At 70.4% G+C, this 18031-nt stretch carries 16 protein-coding genes and 3 pseudogenes; 10 read left to right on the forward strand and 9 right to left on the reverse strand.

Annotation, left to right across the window (positions count from 1 at the left end; genetic code table 11):
* Positions 1–74: 74 nt before the first annotated feature.
* Positions 75–176 (reverse strand): annotated as a pseudogene (locus ABD198_RS28165) (transcriptional regulator); the annotation flags it as partial.
* Positions 177–292: 116 nt separating this feature from the next.
* Here ABD198_RS28165 and ABD198_RS28170 point away from each other — a divergent pair.
* The 5 genes from ABD198_RS28170 (at position 293) to ABD198_RS28190 (ending at position 2998) form a co-directional block, all read left to right on the forward strand.
* Positions 293–502, forward strand: a complete 210-nt coding sequence (locus ABD198_RS28170; RefSeq protein WP_344007118.1) for a hypothetical protein — start codon at positions 293–295, stop codon at positions 500–502.
* Positions 499–714, forward strand: coding sequence for a hypothetical protein (locus tag ABD198_RS28175; protein WP_344007120.1), 216 nt, complete (start codon positions 499–501; stop codon positions 712–714). Before ABD198_RS28170 ends, ABD198_RS28175 begins: the two co-directional genes overlap by 4 nt.
* A gap of 21 nt (positions 715–735) precedes the next feature.
* The gene (gene recO, locus ABD198_RS28180) at positions 736–1482 is read left to right on the forward strand and encodes a DNA repair protein RecO (RefSeq protein WP_344007122.1); all 747 of its coding nucleotides are present in this window, start codon (positions 736–738) and stop codon (positions 1480–1482) included.
* A gap of 74 nt (positions 1483–1556) precedes the next feature.
* Entirely contained in the window at positions 1557–2393 is an 837-nt protein-coding gene (locus tag ABD198_RS28185; protein WP_344007124.1) for an isoprenyl transferase, read from the forward strand.
* A 44-nt stretch (positions 2394–2437) separates the two neighbouring features.
* Complete coding sequence (locus tag ABD198_RS28190; RefSeq protein WP_344007126.1) at positions 2438–2998, forward strand: DUF1275 family protein; 561 nt, start codon at positions 2438–2440, stop codon at positions 2996–2998.
* A gap of 49 nt (positions 2999–3047) precedes the next feature.
* Here ABD198_RS28190 and ABD198_RS28195 read toward each other — a convergent pair whose 3' ends face one another.
* The 4 genes from ABD198_RS28195 to ABD198_RS28210 form a co-directional block, all read right to left on the reverse strand.
* Positions 3048–3464, reverse strand: coding sequence for a Fur family transcriptional regulator (locus ABD198_RS28195; protein ID WP_167996485.1), 417 nt, complete (start codon positions 3462–3464; stop codon positions 3048–3050).
* Between the two features lie 75 nt (positions 3465–3539).
* Positions 3540–4442, reverse strand: coding sequence for a metal ABC transporter permease (locus tag ABD198_RS28200; RefSeq protein WP_344007128.1), 903 nt, complete (start codon positions 4440–4442; stop codon positions 3540–3542).
* A complete protein-coding gene (locus ABD198_RS28205; RefSeq protein WP_344007130.1) occupies positions 4442–5209 on the reverse strand; it encodes a metal ABC transporter ATP-binding protein in 768 nt (255 codons plus the stop codon). The genes ABD198_RS28200 and ABD198_RS28205 overlap by 1 nt, the downstream gene beginning before the upstream one ends.
* A 32-nt stretch (positions 5210–5241) precedes the next feature.
* Positions 5242–6210, reverse strand: coding sequence for a metal ABC transporter substrate-binding protein (locus ABD198_RS28210; protein WP_344007132.1), 969 nt, complete (start codon positions 6208–6210; stop codon positions 5242–5244).
* Positions 6211–6383: 173 nt separating this feature from the next.
* On the opposite strand from ABD198_RS28210, the gene ABD198_RS28215 reads away from it, so the two are divergent.
* From ABD198_RS28215 to ABD198_RS28225, 3 genes and pseudogenes are all read left to right on the forward strand, one after another.
* On the forward strand, positions 6384–7766 hold the full coding sequence (locus tag ABD198_RS28215; protein ID WP_344007134.1) for a glycine--tRNA ligase: 1383 nt from the start codon (positions 6384–6386) through the stop codon (positions 7764–7766).
* A 72-nt stretch (positions 7767–7838) separates the two neighbouring features.
* Positions 7839–7982: pseudogene (locus ABD198_RS28220) on the forward strand (LysE family translocator); the annotation flags it as partial.
* A 182-nt stretch (positions 7983–8164) separates the two neighbouring features.
* Positions 8165–8586 (forward strand): annotated as a pseudogene (locus ABD198_RS28225) (TetR/AcrR family transcriptional regulator).
* A gap of 33 nt (positions 8587–8619) precedes the next feature.
* Here the strand turns inward: ABD198_RS28225 and ABD198_RS28230 are convergent.
* A complete protein-coding gene (locus ABD198_RS28230; RefSeq protein ID WP_344007136.1) occupies positions 8620–8826 on the reverse strand; it encodes a hypothetical protein in 207 nt (68 codons plus the stop codon).
* Between the two features lie 381 nt (positions 8827–9207).
* Entirely contained in the window at positions 9208–10653 is a 1446-nt protein-coding gene (locus ABD198_RS28235; protein WP_344007138.1) for an MFS transporter, read from the reverse strand.
* Between the two features lie 129 nt (positions 10654–10782).
* Here ABD198_RS28235 and dusB point away from each other — a divergent pair, with 129 nt between their 5' ends.
* Positions 10783–11916, forward strand: a complete 1134-nt coding sequence (gene dusB, locus ABD198_RS28240; protein ID WP_344007140.1) for a tRNA dihydrouridine synthase DusB — start codon at positions 10783–10785, stop codon at positions 11914–11916.
* On the opposite strand, the gene ABD198_RS28245 is transcribed toward dusB, so the two are convergent.
* Positions 11917–13995, reverse strand: a complete 2079-nt coding sequence (locus tag ABD198_RS28245) for an alkaline phosphatase family protein (protein ID WP_344007142.1) — start codon at positions 13993–13995, stop codon at positions 11917–11919.
* Positions 13996–14156: 161 nt separating this feature from the next.
* Positions 14157–14339, reverse strand: coding sequence for a hypothetical protein (locus ABD198_RS28250; protein ID WP_344007144.1), 183 nt, complete (start codon positions 14337–14339; stop codon positions 14157–14159).
* 872 nt (positions 14340–15211) lie between these two features.
* On the opposite strand from ABD198_RS28250, the gene ppdK reads away from it, so the two are divergent.
* Positions 15212–17959, forward strand: a complete 2748-nt coding sequence (gene ppdK, locus ABD198_RS28255; protein WP_344007146.1) for a pyruvate, phosphate dikinase — start codon at positions 15212–15214, stop codon at positions 17957–17959.
* Positions 17960–18031 lie beyond the last annotated feature (72 nt).

Here is an 18031-nt window from a genome sequence, read left to right on the forward strand (position 1 = left end):
AGCGGCCACTGACCGTCCTCGGACTCAACTGACCTGCACCAACACACGATCAACGAACTTTGCAATCGCCCTGCCCGCGCCCCCAGCTCGACCTGCGTGAACCCTGCTTCCTCGCGCCGCCTCTTCAGTTCCGCACCGAAGAACTCCCACGCCGCCTGACGTGAACCGTTGGCCATTGCTCAACCTCTTTGTGCAGCGCCGCAGTTGTAGTGCGCAAACCCTTCCCGAGTGTAGGCGGACAACGGCACCGTGGTGGTGAGAAGGGTGAAACTCGAATAGCGAGGGGATCAGCGTGACGGCACGACACTCGGCGCTCTGCGTCGAAGAAGCGGAGGAAGTGGTGAAGGAATTGCGGGCGGCACTCGCGAAGGCCGGAATTATTCTGCCCTCACTCGGTCTGGACCCGGTGAGTCTCGCGCGTGAGGCACCCTGCCCGCTGGTGGAATTGGGGCGCTGTTCCGTGGAGACCGCCCGCCGGCTCGCCGGGACGGTGGTGCGGTGAAGCCGCCGCTCGGAGCCTTCGTGGTCGACACCCGGACCGACCGGGTCGGGTTCGTCATGGGCCACCAGGGGCCCTACGTCCAGCTGCGCCCGTACGGCGGCGGCAAGGAGTGGGACGCCGACCCCAGAGCCGTACGGCAGGCGACCCCGGCCGAACGGCTGCGCGCGGCGACCGCGCACGCCAATGCCCGCAGTCGCGGTGAGGTGCCCTGAACGTGGGCGACAATGGGTGCCATGAGTCTGTTCCGCGACGACGGCATCGTGCTGCGCACCCAGAAGCTGGGTGAGGCGGACCGGATCATCACCTTGCTCACTCGCGGTCACGGACGCGTACGCGCCGTGGCCAGGGGCGTGCGCCGGACGAAGTCGAAGTTCGGCGCACGCCTCGAACCGTTCTCGCACGTCGACGTGCAGTTCTTCGCCAAGGGCAGCGAGCTGGTCGGGCGCGGCCTGCCGTTGTGCACGCAGAGCGAGACGATCGCGCCCTACGGCGCCGGGATCGTCAGCGACTACGCGCGCTACACCGCCGGGACGGCCATGCTGGAGACCGCCGAGCGGTTCACCGATCACGAGGGCGAGCCGGCGGTGCAGCAGTATCTGCTGCTGGTCGGCGCCCTGCGCACCCTCGCCCGCGGCGAGCACGCACCCTCGCTCGTCCTCGACGCCTTCCTGCTGCGCTCGCTCGCCGTCAACGGCTACGCCCCCAGCTTCGGCGACTGCGCGAAGTGCGGTATGCCCGGTCCGAACCGGTTCTTCTCGGTCGCCTCCGGCGGATCCCTCTGCGCCGACTGCCGGGTGCCGGGCAGCGTCGTACCCTCGCCCCAGACCCTGGAACTCCTCGGCGCACTGCTCACGGGAGACTGGGAGACCGCGGACGCGTGCGAGCCGCGGTATGTGCGGGAGGGCAGCGGGCTGGTCTCCGCCTACCTGCACTGGCATCTGGAGCGGGGGCTGCGCTCGCTCCGGTACGTCGAGAAGTAGCCGAGGCGTCCGAGCAGCGGCAGACAACAGCCGAGTCACCGACACGACCACAGCCTTAAGGAGACGAGAGACACATGGCCGTACGCGGGTTCCTGGGGCGTCAGCGCCGGGAGTACAGGACGCCGGAACCGCACCCGTCCGGCGCGCGGCCGCCGAAGCTCCCCGGCGAGCTGGTCCCGAACCATGTGGCGATCGTCATGGACGGCAACGGACGCTGGGCCAAGGAGCGCGGGCTGCCGCGCACCGAGGGGCACAAGGTCGGCGCCGAGCGGGTGCTGGACGTGCTGCAGGGCGGCATCGAGATGGGCATCGGCGCGATGTCGCTGTACGCCTTCTCCACCGAGAACTGGAAGCGCTCGCCGGACGAGGTGCGCTTCCTGATGAACTTCAACCGCGACTTCATCCGCAAGACCCGGGACCAGCTCGACGAGCTGGGGATCCGGGTGCGCTGGGTGGGGCGGATGCCCAAGCTGTGGAAGTCGGTCGCCAAGGAGCTGCAGATCGCCCAGGAGCAGACCCAGGGCAACGACCGGATGACGCTGTACTTCTGCATGAACTACGGCGGGCGCGCGGAGATCGCGGACGCGGCGAAGGCGCTCGCGGAGGATGTGCGGGCGGGGCGGCTGGACCCGTCGAAGGTGACGGAGCGGACCTTCGCGAAGTACCTGTACTACCCGGACATGCCGGACGTGGATCTCTTCCTGCGGCCCAGCGGTGAGCAGCGCACCTCCAACTACCTGCTGTGGCAGAGCGCTTATGCCGAGCTGGTGTTCCAGGACGTGCTGTGGCCGGACTTCGACCGGCGCGACCTGTGGCGGGCGTGCGTGGAGTTCGCCTCCCGCGACCGGCGGTTCGGCGGCGCCATCCCGAACGAGGAGCTGCTGGCCATGGAGGGCCGGCAGTCGCAGTAGCCGCGGGCATCGCAGTAGCCGCGGGCAGAGTCCCGAGGCGTACGGTGTCCGGTGCCGGGGACGTGCCGGTGGCGCGGCCCGCGACGACGATCGGCGCGTTCGTGATCGCTGCGGCCGTCTCGGCCGTCGTGCTGAAGTGGCTGGCGGACCGGGGGCGGCCCTGGTTCCCGGTCGGGCTGACGGGGGAGGCGCTGCTGCTGGCGGGCGGGGGCGCGGTGGTGCTGCTGCGGCACGGCACCGGCCCGGTGGGCGACACCTCCGACTTCTTCGGCATCGGGCTGGTGGCGCTGGCGATGGGCGTGCGGGCCTCCACCGCGCTGCGCATGCGGGTGCCGGGGATGCCGACCCTGCTGAGCCAGACCGCGATCGCCGAGCTGGTCAACGATGTGCTCGACCGGCCCGGCGACGTCCTGCGCGGGGTGTCGGCCCGGCAGCGGCTGGCGCGGACGCGGTGGACGGCGACGGTGGTGGGCATCTTCCTGGGCGGGGCGCTGGCCACGCTGCTGCTGGTGCCGCTGGGCACCGGGCGGGCGCTGCTGGTGATCGCCGTGCTGGTGATGAGCATCGCGGTGTTCGCGATGCTCGTGCCGCTGGGAGAGCGGTAGGAACCTGCTGCCGGGGGAGCGGCAGGGCCCGGGTGCGGCCCCGAGCTCGTCAGTCCTCCGCGGCGGCGCACTCCGCGCAGGTGCCGAAGATCTCCACCGTGTGGGCCACGTTCACATAGCCGTGCTCCGCCGCCACGGCCTCGGCCCACTTCTCCACGGCGGGGCCCTCCACCTCCACGGCCTTGCCGCAGTTCCGGCAGACCAGGTGGTGATGGTGCTCGCCGGTGGAGCAGCGGCGGTAGACGGACTCGCCGTCGGCGGTGCGCAGGACGTCCACCTCGCCGGCGTCGGCGAGGGACTGCAGGGTGCGGTAGACCGTGGTGAGACCGACGGAGTCGCCCTTGTGCTTGAGCATGTCGTGGAGTTCCTGCGCGCTGCGGAACTCGTCGACCTCCTGGAGGGCAGCCGCCACAGCGGCACGCTGCCTGGTGGCGCGGCCCTTCACGGGCGGTCCTGCGGTTGTCACCGTTGCCTCCTCCGTACTGTCCGGGCCATGCCCGGGCCATTCTGCCAGCCCCGGCACGGGCGAGGCAGGCGTCGCTCAGACGCCGACCTCGTCCCCGGACCTCCGGGTGGCCGGAATGGCGCACTCCGTGGCGTCCCCCGTGGGATGGGCCGCGGCCAGGGCCCGGGCGCGGCGGCGGGCCAGCGGCGCGGCCAGCGCGGTCAGCGCGATGAACGCGCCGATGGTCAGCAGCACGATCGTCGCGCCGGGCGGCACGTCCTGGTAGTACGAGGTGACCGTGCCGCCGAGGGCGACGCTCACGCCGATCGCGACGGCGATGGCGAAGGTGGCTGCGAAGCTGCGGCTGAGCTGCTGGGCCGCGGCCACCGGGACGACCATCAGCGCGGAGACCAGCAGCAGGCCCACCACCCGCATCGCCACCGTCACCGTCACCGCCGCCGTGACGGCGGTGAGCAGGTTCAGCAGCCGCACCGGCAGGCCCGTGACCCGAGCGAACTCCTCGTCCTGGCTCACCGCGAACAGCTGGCGGCGCAGCCCCACGGTGACCAGCACCACGAAGGCGGCCAGCAGGCAGATCGCGGTCACGTCGGACCGGGAGACCGTGGAGAGCGAGCCGAAGAGGAACGAGGTGAGGTTGGCGTTGGAGCCGCCCGGGGCGAGGTTGATGAACATCACGCCGCCCGCCATGCCGCCGTAGAACAGCATGGCGAGGGCGATGTCGCCGCGGGTGCGGCCGTACCAGCGGATGAGCTCCATCAGGACCGCGCCCAGGACGGACACCAGGGTGGCCATCCAGACGGGGGACCAGGACAGCAGGAAGCCGAGGCCCACACCGGTCATCGCCACATGCCCGATGCCGTCGCCCATCAGGGCCTGGCGGCGCTGGACCAGGTAGATGCCGACCGCGGGGGCGGTGATGCCGACCAGCACGGCCGCGAGCAGCGCGCGCTGCATGAAGGCGTAGTTCAGGATCTCCATCAGCTCAGCAGCCCCGTACGGATCGGTTCGGCACCCGCGGGTGCGTGCGGGTGGACATGGTCGTGGCCGGGCAGCGCGTGCTGGCCGACCGCCTTCGGCGGCGGGCCGTCGTGCACCACGCAGCCGTCGCGCAGCACGACCGCCCGGTCGATCAGCGGCTCCAGCGGGCCCAGCTCGTGCAGCACCAGCAGCACGGTCGCCCCTTCGGCGACCTGGCTGCGCAGCGTCTCGGCGAGCACCTCCTGGCTGGCGAGGTCCACGCCGGCCATCGGCTCGTCCATGATCAGCAGTTCGGGGGCGGCGGCGAGCGCGCGGGCGATCAGCACGCGCTGGTGCTGGCCGCCGGAGAGCGCGTCGACCGGGTCCTTGGCCCGGTCCGCCATGCCGACCTGCTCCAGGGCGCGCTGCACGGCGGCGCGGTCGGCGCTGCGGAAGAGACCGAAGCGGGTGCGGGCCAGGCGGCCGGAGGCGACCACCTCGCCGACCGTCGCCGGGACCCCGCCGGCCGCGGTGGTGCGCTGCGGGACGTAGCCCACGCGCGCCCAGTCGCGGAAGCGGCGCCGCGGGGTGCCGAACAGCTCGATCTCGCCGGAGACGGCCGGCACCTGGCCGATGATGCTGCGCACCGCCGTCGACTTGCCGGAGCCGTTGGCGCCGAGCAGGGCGACGACCTCGCCGCGGCGCACGGTGAGGTCGATGCCGCGCAGGACGGGGCGCGAGCCCAGCTCGGCGCGCACGCCGCGCAGGGTGATGACGGGCTCGGTCATGCCGTCCTCCTCGGTGTGGGTCACTCGGTGTGTCACTGGGCGCCCAGGGCGGACTGCAGGGCCCGGAGGTTGGCCTCCATGACCTCGAAGTAGTCGTCGCCGCGGGACTTGTCCGTGATGCCCTCGAGCGGGTCGAGCACATCGGTCCTCAGGCCGGCGTCCTCCGCCAGGGTCCTGGCGGTCCGGTCGCTGACGAGGGTCTCGTAGAAGACGGTGGTCACCCCGTCCTCCTTGGCGGTCCTCGACAGTTCCTTCACGCGGGCGCCGCTGGGCTCGGACCCGGGGTCGAGGCCGGCGATGGACTCCTCGACCAGGCCGTAGCGCTCGGCGAGGTAGCCGAAGGCGGAGTGGGTGGTGACGAAGACGTCGGTCTTCCGCTTCTCCAGGCCGGTGCGGAACCTGGTGTCGAGGGCGGTGAGCTTCTTGACCAGGGCCTCGGTGTTCCTGCGGTAGCCGGAGGCGTGCTTGGGGTCGGCCTTCTCGAAGGCGGCGCCGACGCCCTCGGCGACCTCGGCGTACTTCACCGGGTCGAGCCAGAGGTGCGGGTCCTTGCCGCCCTCGTGCGCGTGATCGTGGCCCTCGTGCTCGGCGGCGTGACCGCCCTCCTCGTCATGCCCCTCGCCGTGCTCCTCGAGGGAGGTGAGGGCGGCGGCGTCGATCTTGGTCTTCACCGGGGACTGGCCGATGGCCTCGTCGACGGAGGGCTGGAGACCCTTGAGGTAGAGGGCCGCGTCGGACTCCTCGAGCCGGGCCACCTGCCGGGCGCTGATCTCCAGGTCGTGCGGCTCCTGGCCGGGCTCGGTGAGGGTGGTGACGTTGACCTGCTCGCCGCCGATCTGCTCGGCGAGGAAGGCCATCGGATAGAAGGAGGCGACGACGTCGAACTTCTCGGTGTTGCCCGCGGCGGCGCTGTCGCCGGCGCAGCCGGTCAGGGTGCCCAGGCCGAGAGCGGTGACCGCGGTGTAAGCGGCCGCGGATATCAGGCGTCGTCGTACGTTCATGAAAGTCATTTTCAAAGAAGATGGGAACCGTTGTCAACAAGCCTGATGGGAGCGTGCGGCCGGGGCGCTCGAGGGGGTCCCGATTTGGTCGTGGGGCAGGGCCCGCCGGTAACCTGAAGCATTCGCTGGAAGCATCTCGCTTCGTCGCCCGTCGTCGTAATGAAGAGAGCACCGTGGCCGCCGACAAGATCGACACCATCGTCAGCCTGAGCAAGCGCCGTGGCTTCGTATTCCCCTGCAGTGAGATCTACGGCGGCCAGCGGGCCGCCTGGGACTACGGGCCCCTGGGTGTCGAGCTCAAGGAGAACCTCAAGCGCCAGTGGTGGCGCTACATGGTGACGTCGCGCGAGGACGTGGTCGGCATCGACTCGTCCGTGATCCTGGCCCCCGAGGTGTGGGTGGCCTCCGGTCACGTCGCCACCTTCACGGACCCGCTCACCGAGTGCACGTCCTGTCACAAGCGGTTCCGAGCGGACCATTTGGAGGAGGCGTACGAGGCCAAGCACGGCCGTGCCCCCGAGAACGGCCTCGCCGACGTCAACTGCCCCAACTGCGGCAACAAGGGCCAGTTCACCGAGCCCAAGCAGTTCTCGGGCCTGCTGTCGACGCACCTCGGCCCGACGCAGGACTCCGGCTCCATCGCCTACCTGCGCCCCGAGACCGCACAGGGAATCTTCACCAACTTCACCCAGGTGCAGACCACCTCGCGCCGCAAGCCGCCGTTCGGCATCGCCCAGATGGGCAAGTCGTTCCGCAACGAGATCACGCCGGGCAACTTCATCTTCCGCACCCGCGAGTTCGAGCAGATGGAGATGGAGTTCTTCGTCAAGCCGGGCGAGGACGAGAAGTGGCACGAGTACTGGATGGAGCAGCGCTGGAACTGGTACACCGGCCTGGGTCTCCGTGAGGAGAACATGCGCTGGTACGAGCACCCGAAGGAGAAGCTCTCCCACTACTCCAAGCGCACCGCCGACATCGAGTACCGCTTCAACTTCGGCGGCAGCGAGTGGGGCGAGCTGGAGGGTGTCGCCAACCGCACCGACTTCGACCTCACCGCCCACTCCAAGGCCTCCGGCCAGGACCTGTCCTACTTCGACCAGGAGGCCGGCGAGCGCTGGACCCCGTACGTCATCGAGCCGGCGGCCGGTGTCGGCCGGGCCATGCTGGCCTTCATGCTCGACGCCTACGTCGAGGACGAGGCGCCCAACGCCAAGGGCAAGATGGAGAAGCGCACCGTGCTGCGCCTCGACCCCCGTCTCGCGCCCGTCAAGGTCGCCGTCCTGCCGCTGTCCCGCAACCCGCAGCTCTCCCCGAAGGCCAAGGGCCTCGCGCAGGCGCTGCGCCGGCACTGGAACATCGAGTTCGACGACGCCGGCGCCATCGGCCGCCGCTACCGCCGCCAGGACGAGATCGGCACGCCGTACTGCGTGACCGTCGACTTCGACACCCTGGACGACAACGCGGTGACCGTCCGCGAGCGCGACTCCATGAAGCAGGAGCGCGTCTCCCTCGACCAGATCGAGGGCTACCTGGCCGGCCGCCTGGTCGGCTGCTGACCGACCTCCAGGCCCGCACCGCCCACCCGCCGCCCGGCCCGCCGGACGGCGGGTGGGCGCTTTTGTGCGGCGTTCCTGGTGTTTGCCGGGTACGGCGTGCCGGCCGCGTCCGTGCGCAGCCAGGTCGTCTCCCGTCCCCGGGTGATGACCTGGCTGCGGCGGGGCTTCGCCGGGTCCTTCGTGGCGCTGGGGGCGAAGCCGGCGTTCACGGCCCGGCAGGGCCTTCGGTCCGGCTCCGAGCGGTCAACGGTCCTGCAGGGACCTGACAGCGACCTGCAGATCGAGTACTCGCTGATCTCCCGTGCCGGACGGTGCCGCCGCCGGTGCCCGCTACCCGGCACCGCAGATGGCACACCTCGGAACGAAGGAGTGACCCCCGCTCCAGGTACGGTCGAGGCATGGCAGCGACCGAGACCCTGACCGCCGAGCGCATCCTCGAGGCGACCGAGGAGGTGCTGCGCCGCCACGGCCCGGCGAAGGCGACCGTGGTGGACGTGGCCCGCGCGCTCGGTGTCAGCCATGGCAGCGTCTACCGGCACTTCCGCACCAAGGCGGCGCTCAGGGAGGCGGTGACCAAGCGCAGGGCAGGGCGGTCGCCGAGCATCTCGACGACCTGACAAGCCAGTTGACCCGCATCATCGAGGACGGCGTCGCGGCGGGCGTCTTCAGCAGTGACGACCCCGCGGCCACCGCCCGCGCCGTCTTCCACACCACGGGACGCTTCCACGACCCGCAGTACGCGCCCGAGTGGAAGGACCCGCGTACCGACGCCGACTTCGCGGCGGTCGTGGACCTGGTGCTGCGAGGGCTGCGCGCCTGAGCGGGCAACCGCCGCCGGGCCGACCGCGGTCCCTCATGCGGCCGTCGGATCGACGGTGGCCTGATGCGCCTCGGCCAGATGCTCCTCCGCCTTCAGCCAGGGCAGGAACTGCGCCCCTCTGCGCCAGCCGCAGGTCTCGCATCTGATGGTGCGCTGCACCCCGGTGCGCAGGACGTGCACCACATGCCGGCGCCCGTGCTGGTCGAAGCGGCTGACCTTGCTCGTGTCGATCTGCGGCATGACGCCTCCGGCATCCGTGCGGGTGTCGCCTTCCCTGTCGCCCCGGTACCGGGACGACAAGGAGTGTGCAGCAAGAGCAACATCAACAGGGGGCGCACGGCCGGGATTTCAAGGTTCGTACAGCTGATCCGCGAACAAACGGGACATCGGGAACAGCGGGGCGGCCGGTTCGGGGACGGCCGCCAAGGGCGGTTTCTAGGGCCTGTCGTTTGGATCAGGTCGCAGGGAGCCGACGGCGCCTGGTCAACTCCGTGAGCGGGGTCTGGTGCGTGCAGATGCAAGGCGGAGGAGGGCGTCGATGCGGAGCATCGGCAACCGACGACAACGCCGCAGATGTGCGTGCCAGACCCCGCGTCTGCGGGCTGATCCAAACGACAGGTCCTAGGAACCGAGGTTCACCGCCTGGTGGATCTCACGGGACTCCAGGCGCTGCGCCGTGCGCAGGGCGGTGCGGCGGGCCCAGGGGCCGGAGGTGAGGGCGCCCACCAGCAGGACCGCCAGGCCGAAGGCGACCAGGATCCACCAGGCGGGGCGGGCCGCCGGGACGAAGGCGTCCGCGTAGGAGGAGGCGCCCACCCCGGCGGCCAGCACCGCGCCGATCACCGCGACGCCGAGGGTCTGGCCGAGCTGGCGGCTGGTGGAGGCGACCGCCGAGGCCACGCCCGCCTGGGCCCGGGGCATGCCGGACACGGCGGTGTTGGTGATGGGGGCGTTGATGAAGCCGAAGCCGATGCCGAACAGGAGGTAGCCGAGGAAGAGCGTGGTGTCGGAGGTCTCGGCCTCGAAGAGGGCGAAGAGGAGGGCGCTGGCGGTCATCGCGCCGCCCGCGATCAGCAGCGGCAGGCGCGGGCCGCGGCCGCCGACCAGCCGGCCGGCGAGCGGCGCGCACAGGAACGTCGGGACGGCCATCGGCAGCATCCACAGGCCGGCGTCCATGGCGCTCAGTCCGCGGACGTTCTGCAGATAGAGGGTGGACAGGAAGAGGAAGCCGCCGAGCGCGGCGAACGCGCTCACCGCGATCACGGTCGCCCCGCTGAACGGCGCCGAGCGGAAGAAGCGCAGATCGATCAGGGGTTCGCGGCGGCGCGGCTCGTACCACAGCAGGGCCGTCAGGGCGGCCAGGGCGAGGACGGCGAACGGGGCGATGGCGCGGACGGTGGTGTGCGGGGCCTCGATGATCGCGTAGGTCAGCGAGCCGAAGAGGGCGATCACCAGGAGCTGGCCCACCGGGTCGGGGCGGCGGGCGGTGCCCGCGCGGGACTCGGGTACGAAGCGCAGGGTGAGCAGCAGGGCGGCGAGGCCCACCGGCAGATTGACCCAGAAGATCGAGCGCCAGCCGACCGACTCCACCAGCAGCCCGCCCACCAGCGGGCCCGCGGCCATGGAGATGCCGACCACCGCACCCCACACACCGATCGCGCGGGCGCGCTCGCGGGGGTCGGTGAAGGTGTTGGTGATGATCGACATGGCGACCGGGTTGAGCATGGAGCCGCCCACCGCCTGGACCATCCGGAACGCGACCAGCGCCTCCAGGCTGGGTGCGAGGGAGCACAGCAGGGAGCCGAGGGTGAAGATCACCAGGCCCGCCATGAAGACCCGCTTGCGGCCGATGCGGTCGGCGGTGGAGCCCGCCAGCATCAGCAGGGACGCCAGGACCAGGGTGTAGGCGTCGATGACCCACTGCAGCCCCGAGGTGGTGGCGTGCAGGTCGCGCTGCAGGGAGGGGAGGGCGACGTTCAGGACGGTGTTGTCCAGGCTCACGATCAGCAGGCTCATGCAGCAGATCGCGAGCACCAGCAGCCGTCGGCGGGGGCTCAGTCCGGGCATGGGATCCACTGTACGCCGACATCGATAGTGCGGCTAACTAACGAATTTTACGAATTCCTTGCATCGGCCATCCAATGTCCCTCCGTTCCACGGGACGGGGCGCCCCCGGCGGCACGGCACAATGGAGGAATGCCCACGCCCCTGCAGATCGGTGAGCACACCGTCCAGCCGCCCGTCGTCCTGGCCCCGATGGCCGGGATCACCAACGCGCCCTTCCGCACCCTGTGCCGGGAGTTCAGCGGAGGCAAGGGCCTGTTCGTCAGCGAGATGATCACCACCCGGGCGCTGGTCGAACGCAACGAGAAGACCATGCAGCTGATCCAGTTCGACGCGAGCGAGAAGCCGCGCTCCATCCAGCTGTACGGCGTCGACCCGGCGACCGTGGGCAAGGCCGTCCGCATGATCGCCGAGGAGGACCTCGCCGACCACATCGACCTCAACTTCGGCTGCCCCGTGCCCAAGGTCACCCGCAAGGGCGGCGGCTCGGCCCTCCCGTACAAGCGGAACCTGCTGCGCGCCATCCTGCGCGAGGCGGTCAGCGGCGCCGGGGACCTGCCGGTGACGATGAAGATGCGCAAGGGCATCGACGACGACCACGTCACCTACCTCGACGCCGGGCGCATCGCCGTGGAGGAGGGCGTCACCGCGATCGCGCTGCACGGCCGCACCACCGCCCAGCACTACGGCGGCACCGCCGACTGGGACGCCATCGCCCGCCTGAAGGAGCACGTGCCGGAGATACCGGTGCTCGGCAACGGCGACATCTGGTCGGCCGAGGACGCCCTGCGCATGGTGGAGCAGACCGGCTGCGACGGCGTGGTCGTGGGCCGCGGCTGCCTGGGCCGGCCGTGGCTCTTCGCCGACCTGGTCGCCGCGTTCGAGGGGCGCACCGACGAGCTGATGCGGCCCACGCTGCGCGAGGTGGCCGATGTGATGGTGCGGCACGCCACCCTGCTCGGCGAGTGGATCGGCGACCCGTCCCGCGGCGTGATCGACTTCCGCAAGCACGTCGCCTGGTACCTCAAGGGCTTCGCGGTCGGCTCCGAGATGCGCAAGCGGCTGGCCGTCACCTCCTCGCTGGAGGAGCTGCGGGCCGGGCTCGACGAGCTGGACCTCGACCAGCCCTGGCCGGCCGGCGCCGACGGCCCGCGCGGCCGCACCTCCGGCAACAACCGGGTGGTGCTGCCGGACGGCTGGCTGAAGGACCCCTACGACTGCGCGGGCGTCGGCGAGGACGCCGAACTGGACACCTCCGGCGGCTGATCACTCCTCCGTCGGGTGCGGCGTGGAGCCGAACGCGGTCAGGAAGCGGTCGCGGAAGTCGCTCATCTTCCACACCGGCGCGTCCTTCGCGGGCCGCAGCCCCTCCGTCCACTTCCAGTCCTCGATGCTCTCCAGCACCTTCGGGTCCTTGGCGACGATCGTGACCGGGACGTCACGGCTGGCGTTCAGGCCGCTGACCCGGGGCCTGGGCTGGTGATCGCCCAGGAACACCAGCACCGTGTCGTCGGTGCCATAGCGCTCCAGCCACTGCACCAGGCTGGTCACCGAGTAGCGGATGGACTTGCCGTACTCCTCCCGTGACCCGTCCGGGTCGGCCAGGACCTCCTCGGGCGTCTTCCCGGCCGCCTCGATCTCCTTGAAGACCGAGCCGTCGCCGAGGTCCTCCCAGTCGACGAGCTTCGGGATCGGCGCCCAGGGCTGGTGGCTGGAGGTGAGGATGATCTCCGCCATCAGCGGCTTGCCGCGCTTCTTGCCGTGCTCCAGCCGCTGGAACGCCTCCAGCGCGTACTGGTCGGGCATGGTCGACCAGCTGAACTTCGGGCCCCGGTAGCCGAGCTGGAAGGCGTTGTAGACCTTCTCCAGCCCGTACCACTCGGCCTCCGGCCAGCCCTTCTGCACACCGGGCATGACCCCCACGGTGTCCCAGGCGCCGGTCTTCTGGAACGCCTTGGTGAGCGTGAGATGGTCGCCCGTGGTCACGGTCCGGTAGCGCTGCTGGTTGTCGACCCACAGCCCGGACAGGGCGGTGGAGTGGCCCAGCCAGCTGCTGCCGCCGTACGTCGCCGAGGTCAGCCAGCCGCTGCGGGCCTGGTAACCGGCCTTGGCGAGGGCCGCGGTGCCGGCGTCCAGCGCGGGCGTCACGGTGGGCGCGATGACCGGGTCCTCGATGGCGCTGCGCCCGTAGCTCTCGATGAAGGTGATCAGGACGTCCTTGCCGCGCAGCTCGGGCACCAGCTGGTCGGGCGGCGTGCCGCCGAAGGTGTCGGCCCGCGCCTCCCGGGCGAAGGCCGCCTCGTCCCGGAGGGTGCCCACCACCCGGTCGGTCTGCTCCCTGAGGGCATCGGCCGTCCGTTCCGAGGCGATGGGCATCCCGGCCAGCTTCAGATGCAGCACGGCGCAGGCGATCCACGCGATCCCCGCGATCGTCGCGCCCCGCGAGGCCCGGGGACGGTGCCGCGCCAGCAGATGGGCCAGCCGGACGGTGGCCAGGGCGGTCAGCACCACCAGCAGCACGGAGAGAGCGACCGCGCCGATGCCGGCGGCGGTCGCGGCCGTGCCGCCCATCGCGTCCGAGACGTAGGACTGGGCGTCGTCCAGGAGCTCCCAGTCGAGAACGAGGTTGAAGCCCCGGCCCAGGAACTCGTTGAAGCCCATGTCCAGGAGATTGAGCACGGTCAGCGCACCGAGCCCCGCGCCGCAGACCGCGGCGACGGCGGTCCTCAGACGGCGCCAGGGGAGCGCCAGCACCACGACGACGGCGAGGATGCCCTCGCCGGGGATCCGGGTGAACCGGTTGAGGCGCAGCGCGTCGAGCGAGCCGGGCAGCAGCAGGGCACCGAGGACGAGGACCGCGGCGAGGACGTGCAGGGTGACGCGGGCGGCGGGGGACTTCGTCAGACGCCTGCCGGGGAGTCGGAAGCGGCGCTTCCGAGCGGGATCCTCGGTGTCTTCGGTGTCTTTGGCGTCTTCGGCGTCTTCGGTGTCTTCGGCGTCCTTGGCGTTCTCGTCCTCGGAGGGTTCGGCAGCATCCTCGGCCTTCTCGGCGTGCTCGGCCGTGCCGGTGTTCTGTGTGTCCTGCGTGTCCTGCGGACCCTCGGACGACTTCTCCGAGTCCCCCGAGTCCCCCGAGTCCCCCGAGTCCTTCGGGTCCTCCGAGCTCTCCGGCTTCTCTGCCCGCTCCGGCTCCTCCGGCTCCTCCGAGTTCTCCGGGTGCTCCGAGCCCTTCGGGTCGGCCGGGTCGTCCGCCGTCTCTGCGTTCCTCGCGTTCTCCTCGCTCTGTGCCTTCTGAGCCGGCTCTGCGTTCTCCGGCATCCGGTGCAGGCGTGTGTTGACAGGCAACCCGGAGGTCCTTCCGTACCGTGATTCGGTGAGAGCGGCGGACCCGGCGTGGGGGCCCGGGTCCGCCGTAGGTCCGTACGGGTGCGCTGGCCGGTGTGTTCAGCCTGTTGTGTGTCGGCTCGGCAAACACCTTGCAAACGGTCTGCCCGGAGGGACATCCCCTATGCCGCACTGTCCGCCGGCAGGCGCTCCGGGAGCCCGAGGGAGGGGAAGCGGTCGTCGGAGAAGGTGAGGATCTCGGCGATCTCCCCGCCGGCCACGCGCAGGACGTCGATCGTCAGCGGCAGATACGCGTTCTCCTGCTGGTCGAAGAGGTAGAAGGCGACGGCGGGCTGACGGTTCACGGACGGCGAACGACGATTCGTCGATCTCGCCCAGATTGCTCGCGCCCGGACCGCCCCGGCCGTTCCCGCCCGGCTCCCGCAGCCGTGTGTCGGCATTCATCACGTCGTCCTTCCCGCCTCGGCCTGTCCTGTCGTACGTGTGACGGCAGGGGCGGGGACAACTCATCACCCGGGGCCGCCGGATACCCGTCACCCGGCCGGCCGGAAGGAAGGTCCGGCCGATGAACTCGGACGCCTCCTCGTCCAGCAGCGGCGGGGCCCAGCCGAACCGCTCGAAGCCGCCGCGGGCCTCCTGCTCCGCCGTACCGGCCACCTCGATCCAGCGGTGCCCCTGGGTCACGCCGTCGACGGAGATGTTGGTGACGGTCTTGAGCCTCATGCCGTGCTCCCTTCCGCGCAGGAGTCCACTTGGAGTTCCACGCCGGATTCACCCCGAGTCGTCCCCGGAGTCGTCATGGGTGGGACCGGGCCGGGGAGCGGATCTCATCGGGTGCCCGCATGGTGAAACGGCGGCCCGTGTGGCAGCGTGATTCTCGCCACCCTTGATAGGAGTGCCGCTCAGATGAGCGGATCTTGGACGGCTGCACTTCTGGAAGGGATGGCACTCAGTGCCATCAGATGATCGTTCATCGAGCGAAATCAGACGTGCCGAAGAGCGCTCATATGAGCAATCAAGGCGCTTCGGGAGGGCGCTTGCGTTCAAGAAGTGAAAACATCCGGCCGCGACCGCTTGCCAATCCTTGACTTTCGATCCACTGGTCGACGAGCGGTTACAGGCACATGACGCGAGACTGGACGTACCCAGAGGCCTTTGATCTGGGTACATTCCTCGCCGTCAGGGCAGCCACCGCGTCCTCGAGGAGTCGAGACCCGTGTCGGAAAACAAAGATCCCCACGTAGCTCAGTCGGGCACGAGCGTTGAGGGCGTGAAGTTCGTTTACGACTTCACCGAGGGCAACAAGGACCTCAAGGACCTCCTCGGCGGCAAGGGTGCCAACCTCGCCGAGATGACCAACCTCGGTCTCCCTGTGCCACCCGGCTTCACGATCACCACGGAGGCCTGCAAGGTCTACCTGGAGAGCGGTGAGGAGCCGGCCGAGCTGCGCGACGAGGTGAGTGCGCACCTCGAGGCCCTCGAGAAGAAGATGGGCAAGAAGCTCGGGCAGGCCGACAACCCCCTCCTCGTGTCGGTCCGCTCCGGGGCGAAGTTCTCCATGCCGGGCATGATGGACACCGTCCTCAACATCGGTCTGTCCGACAAGTCCGTGCAGGGCCTCGCCAAGCAGGCCGGCGACGACCGGTTCGCGTGGGACTCCTACCGCCGCCTCATCCAGATGTTCGGCAAGACCGTCCTCGGCGTCGACGGCGAGCTGTTCGAGGAGGCGCTGGAGGCGGCCAAGGCCGCCAAGAAGGTCACCGACGACACCGAGCTGGAGGCCGCCGACCTCAAGAAGCTCGTCACCAAGTTCAAGAAGATCGTCAAGGCGGAGGCCGGCCGGGAGTTCCCGCAGGACCCGCGCGAGCAGATGGACCTCGCCATCAGGGCGGTCTTCGACTCCTGGAACGGTGAGCGCGCCAAGCTGTACCGCCGCCAGGAGCGCATCCCGCACGACCTCGGCACCGCCGTCAACGTCTGCTCGATGGTCTTCGGCAACCTCGGCCCGGACTCCGGCACCGGTGTCGCCTTCACCCGCGACCCCGCCTCCGGCCAGCAGGGCGTCTACGGCGACTACCTGCAGAACGCGCAGGGCGAGGACGTCGTCGCGGGCATCCGCAACACGGTCCCGCTCGCCGAGCTGGAGAAGATCGACAAGAAGTCGTACGACCAGCTCATGCAGATCATGGAGACCCTGGAGAACCACTACAAGGATCTCTGTGACATCGAGTTCACCATCGAGCGCGGCCAGCTGTGGATGCTGCAGACCCGCGTCGGCAAGCGCACCGCCGGTGCCGCCTTCCGCATCGCCACGCAGCTGGTGGACCAGGGCCTGATCGACGAGGCCGAGGCGCTCACCCGCGTCAACGGCGCCCAGCTCGCCCAGCTGATGTTCCCGCGCTTCGACGAGAGCGCCAAGGTCGAGCAGATCGGGCGCGGCATCGCGGCGTCGCCCGGCGCGGCGGTCGGCAAGGCCGTCTTCGACTCCTACACCGCCGTGAAGTGGTCCCGCTCCGGCGAGAAGGTCATCCTGATCCGACGGGAGACCAACCCCGACGACCTGGACGGCATGATCGCCGCCGAGGGCATCCTCACCTCGCGCGGCGGCAAGACCTCCCACGCGGCCGTGGTCGCCCGCGGCATGGGCAAGACCTGTGTGTGCGGCGCCGAGGAGCTGGAGGTCGACACCAAGCGCCGCCGGATGACCGTGCCCGGCGGGCACGTCGTCGAGGAGGGCGACGTGATCTCCATCGACGGCTCCAGCGGCAAGGTCTACCTGGGCGAGGTCCCGGTCGTGCCGTCGCCGGTCGTGGAGTACTTCGAGGGCCGGATGCACCCGGGCGCCGACGACGCCGACGAGCTGGTCGAGGCCGTGCACCGGATGATGTCCTTCGCCGACCGCAAGCGCCGGCTGCGGGTGCGGGCCAACGCCGACAACGCCGAGGACGCGCTGCGCGCCCGCCGGTTCGGCGCCCAGGGCATCGGCCTGTGCCGCACCGAGCACATGTTCCTCGGCGACCGGCGCGAGCTGGTGGAGCGGCTGATCCTGGCCGACACCGAGGAGGAGCGCGAGGAGTCCCTGAAGGCCCTGCTGCCGCTGCAGAAGCAGGACTTCGTGGAGCTGTTCGAGGCGATGGACGGCCTGCCGGTCACCATCCGCCTGCTCGACCCGCCGCTGCACGAGTTCCTGCCGGACATCACCGAGCTGTCGGTCCGGGTGGCGCTGGCCGAGGCCCGGCAGGAGCCGCACGAGAACGACCTGCGGCTGCTCCAGGCCGTCCACCGGCTGCACGAGCAGAACCCGATGCTGGGCCTGCGCGGTGTCCGCCTCGGCCTGGTCATCCCCGGCCTGTTCACCATGCAGGTGCGGGCCATCGCGGAGGCCGCCGCCGAGCGGCGCAACGCCAAGGGCGACCCGCGTGCGGAGATCATGATCCCGCTGGTCGGCACGGTGCAGGAGCTGGAGATCGTCCGCGAGGAGGCCGACAAGGTCATCGCCGAGGTCGAGGCCGCCGCGGGCGTCAGCCTGAAGCTCGCCATCGGCACGATGATCGAGCTGCCGCGCGCCGCGCTGACCGCCGGTCAGATCGCCGAGGCCGCCGAGTTCTTCTCCTTCGGCACCAACGACCTCACCCAGACGGTGTGGGGCTTCAGCCGGGACGACGTGGAGGCGAGCTTCTTCACCGCGTACCTGGAGAAGGGCATCTTCGGGGTCTCCCCGTTCGAGACGATCGACAAGGACGGCGTGGGCTCCCTGGTGAAGCTCGCCGCCAAGGCCGGCCGGGAGACCCGCCCCGACCTGAAGCTCGGCGTCTGCGGCGAGCACGGCGGCGACCCGGAGTCCGTCCACTTCTTCCACGAGGTGGGCCTGGACTACGTCTCCTGCTCCCCGTTCCGCATCCCCGTCGCCCGCCTCGAGGCCGGCCGCGCCGCGGTCACCTCGCAGGGGAGCGACCACCGCTAGTGACCTGAGTCGGAGATTCGTCGGCAGTAGGCGGCGACTTTGTCGAGGATCTCGTCGGCGGTCTTCGTCCAG

Source organism: Streptomyces thermocarboxydovorans (genome assembly GCF_039524635.1).
GTDB classification, from domain to species: domain Bacteria; phylum Actinomycetota; class Actinomycetes; order Streptomycetales; family Streptomycetaceae; genus Streptomyces; species Streptomyces thermocarboxydovorans.